Raw genomic sequence first — 3,479 nt, forward strand, 5'->3', positions numbered from 1 at the left:
ACCATGCCCAATGAAATCGCCGAACTGGCCAAGGGCCTCTTGAAGAACCCGATCCGCGTCGAAGTCGCGCCGCAAAGCACGGCAGCGGCCGAAATCGTGCAAGGCGTCGTCTTTGCCCGCACCAAGCAGAAGCGCCAGGTGCTGTCGACGATGCTCGCCGATGAGGCGATGAAGTCCGTCATCATTTTTTCGCGCACCAAGCATGGTGCCGACAGGGTGACCAAGGACCTCGAGCGCGACGGCTTCAAGGCCGCGGTCATCCATGGCAACAAGTCGCAGAATGCACGTCAGAAGGCGCTCAACGATTTCCGCGAGGGCTCGGTGCGCATTCTGGTGGCGACCGACATTGCGGCGCGCGGCATCGACGTGCCCGGCATCAGCCATGTCGTGAATTTCGATCTGCCTGACGAAGCGGAGAGCTACGTTCACCGTATCGGCCGCACCGGCCGCAACGGCATGGACGGCATCGCTATCACGCTTTGCGATCCTTCCGAGAACAGCAAGCTGCGCCAGGTCGAGCGCATCATCCGCACCAAGCTGCCGATCGTTGCCGACCATCTCGGCAGCCCGGATCCGGTACGCAATCCGGCTGAAAAGAACGAACGCTTCGAGCCGGCCAATGACCGCAACGACCGCAATGGTCGTCGCGACGGCAGGCGGCCCGGTGGCGAGAACAAAGGCAACGGCTTTGGCAAGAAGCGCTTTGGCGACAAGCCAGCTTTCGCTGGCGAGCGCAAGCCGGAAGGCGCCAAGCCGGCCTTCAAGGGCAATAACAAGCGCCGCTTCGGCGGCAAGCGCCCGGCTGCGCGGGCTGCGTAAGCCAGACCGCGTTGTAATCAGTTAGGCTTGGCCTGGCTGATTGCCGAGACCGACTAGGAAAGGGCGGCTGAAGCGATGCTTCTGTCGCCCTTTTTTCATCTGCTACTTCACCACTGCCTCGACCCAGACGGCAATCCTTTGCGCCAGAAAGGCCGTGGTCGACGGCGACAGGGCGTCGCCGGCGATGACATGGTTGTCGGGGTCGCCGGTGTCGTCGACCGGAACCAGTTCATGCGGCGCGCCCCAGCGCCCGGCGATTTCGCGGGTGCGGTCGGGCCGCACCACTTTGTCCGAATCCGAGAAGATGAACAAAGCAGGGATGGTCGCCTTTTCAATCGGCGCGCCATAGGCGAGCTCGGTCAGCGCCTGCATCGGCAAGGTCGCCTCGATCGGATAGCGGGTGGTCCAGAATTTTTCATGCAGCGCGTTGCGTGGCAAGAAGCTGTGTTCCTTGCCGGCGACGAGTTTTGCAATCTGTTTGCCCCACGGCATGGTCAGGATTTCGGCGCCCGAAGCCTTCACGCCGAAATTCGGCGAGATGAACGCGATCGCGGCGACGCCGTCCGAAGCGCCCGGCTGCGTCGCCGCCCATACCGCCAGCGAGCCGCCGGTCGACGTGCAGATGACGATCACCTTGTCGCCGATCGCCCGGCCGATGGCGAGCGCCTCCTCATAGTCGTTGACCCAGGCATTGATGCTGCCTTGCGTCATCGCCGCGCCGTCCTGCCCATGACCGGTGAGGCGGGTGTAGAAGAGGTTGGCGTCGAGCTGGTCGGCCACGTCGTCGGGCAGTGGGCGGACCTCGCCCTTCGATGCGGAAAAGCCGTGTATGTAGACGATCGACAGCGGCGTCTTGGCATGCACCATCGGATTGGCCCAGACGATCTCCTTCTCCAGCCCGTCGCGGATTCCGGGTACCGCAGCTTCCACCTTTGCCACATAGGCCTGCGGATCGTCGCCGATGACCGAGGGATCGAAACGGATCGTGGTGTCGACGGGAACGCGTGGGCCGAGCACGAAGGCCAGTGCGAGGATGGCGACAAGGCCCAGCACAGCAAGCACGATCCGTCGCCCCATCGCAGACTCCACGCAACACGATTTCAACCTATGGCGGCGGCCACCAACAGGCAACGGCGGCCGAAGCCGAGCGCCTGCCAACTTCGTCAACGGATCTATTCGATTGGCGGCTTGCGGTCGTAATGCAGCGGCCGCGCCTTCCAGCTGGTCGTCAGGCTGATCACCCCTCTGCACAGCGGCCTCGGCAGCAGGCCGAGCAGTTTCAGCGGCCAGCTTGTCCGGCGCGGGAAGGTGACTTCGAAACCGCCGGACTTGATGCCCCGCGCCATGCGACGCGACGCGCGGTTGACCGGCATCAGCCCCGGCATCGGCAGCATGTTCTTCTCGGTCAGCGGGGTGTCGATGAAGCCAGGATTGAACACCTGGATGCGCACGTTCATCTTGTCGAAATCGTACTTCAGCGACTCGGCCAGGATGTTGATTGCCGCCTTGGTGCCGCCATAGGCGGCCGTTGTCGGCCAGCCGAAATAGGACGTGACGGAGCCGACCAGCACGACATGGCCGCGTGCCCGTACACGCATGCGTTCGATGACGGGCACCAGGCCGTTGATGATGCCGAAATAGTTGACCTCGAAGGTCCGGCGAAAGTCGTTGACGACAAGATTTTCACCCGGCGTCGAAATGTAGTTTCCAGCATTGAAGATGGCGAGCACGATGGGGCCGAGCTCCTTCTCGATCGCGGCGACGGTTCTTGCCATGCGCGGCTCGTCGGTGACGTCGCAGGGAAAGGCCGTGACGCTGCCCGGCATCTGCGCGGTCTCGACGACAAGCGTGTCGATCGGATCGTCGTCGAGCGCTGTCACCGCCACGGCATAGCCTTGGGACGCAAGATCCCTGGCCAGCGCACGGCCGATGCCGCTGCTGCCGCCCGTGATCCAGGCGACGCCGTGCTTCGGGTTGGCCCGGTAGAGTGTCATGCTGCGCCCTGTCGACTTGTTGATGCTTTGCTCTAGCGGTGAAGAAATCGAATGAAAAGCTGCTTTTCAACGTCAGCCGGAAATGAACAGTGGCGTAAGAGGTCGGTCTCGGGAAGCGTTGACGCAACTACAGTACCGCAAATGCGACTGGACCAGACAAATTCTTGCCTTGAAACCGAAGCGTCGGGTTTCTAGGGTTTCGGCGCATGCACACAAGGAATCCTGAATGCCCCGTTCTGTGATCGACGCGATCGGCAACACGCCTCTGATCCGCCTCAACAAAGCTTCCGAGCAAACCGGCTGCGAGATCCTGGGCAAGGCCGAATTCATGAATCCGGGCCAGTCGGTCAAGGATCGCGCGGGCCTGTTCATCATCCGCGACGCCGAGCAGCGTGGGCTGCTGAAGCCAGGCGGCGTCATCGTCGAAGGGACGGCCGGCAACACCGGCATCGGGTTGACGCTGGTCGCCAAGGCGCTCGGCTACCGCACCGTCATCGTCATTCCGGACACACAGAGCCAGGAGAAGAAGGACACGATCAAACTGCTCGGCGCCGAGCTGATCGAGGTGCCTGCGGTGCCATACAAGAACCCCAACAATTACGTGAAACTGTCGGGGCGGCTGGCCGAGCAACTGGCAAGGACCGAGCCGAACGGCGCCATCTGGGC

Annotated in this window: 4 protein-coding genes; 2 read left to right on the plus strand and 2 right to left on the minus strand. The window is 62.8% G+C overall.

What is annotated here, in order from left to right:
• The coding region (locus tag EN935_RS27135; protein WP_164771370.1) for a DEAD/DEAH box helicase at positions 1 to 819 on the plus strand (819 nt) is incomplete at its 5' end.
• Positions 820 to 921: 102 nt separating this feature from the next.
• On the opposite strand, the gene EN935_RS27140 is transcribed toward EN935_RS27135, so the two are convergent.
• Positions 922 to 1,896, minus strand: coding sequence for an alpha/beta fold hydrolase (locus EN935_RS27140; protein WP_127265455.1), 975 nt, complete (start codon positions 1,894 to 1,896; stop codon positions 922 to 924).
• Between the two features lie 95 nt (positions 1,897 to 1,991).
• On the minus strand, positions 1,992 to 2,813 hold the full coding sequence (locus EN935_RS27145; RefSeq protein ID WP_127373807.1) for an SDR family oxidoreductase: 822 nt from the start codon (positions 2,811 to 2,813) through the stop codon (positions 1,992 to 1,994).
• Positions 2,814 to 3,039: 226 nt separating this feature from the next.
• On the opposite strand from EN935_RS27145, the gene EN935_RS27150 reads away from it, so the two are divergent.
• On the plus strand, positions 3,040 to 3,479 hold a 440-nt coding region (locus EN935_RS27150), incomplete at its 3' end, for a pyridoxal-phosphate dependent enzyme (RefSeq protein ID WP_127373808.1).

Origin of the sequence: Mesorhizobium sp. M7D.F.Ca.US.004.03.1.1, assembly GCF_003998635.1 — a bacterium.
Classification (GTDB): Bacteria; Pseudomonadota; Alphaproteobacteria; order Rhizobiales; family Rhizobiaceae; genus Mesorhizobium; species Mesorhizobium loti.

Bases quoted from the DNA above. Each gene is read 5' to 3' on its own strand.
- EN935_RS27140 (WP_127265455.1), bottom strand. From the start codon at position 1,896: ATGGGGCGACGGATCGTGCTTGCTGTGCTGGGCCTTGTCGCCATCCTC.
- EN935_RS27145 (WP_127373807.1), bottom strand. From the start codon at position 2,813: ATGACACTCTACCGGGCCAACCCGAAGCACGGCGTCGCCTGGATCACG.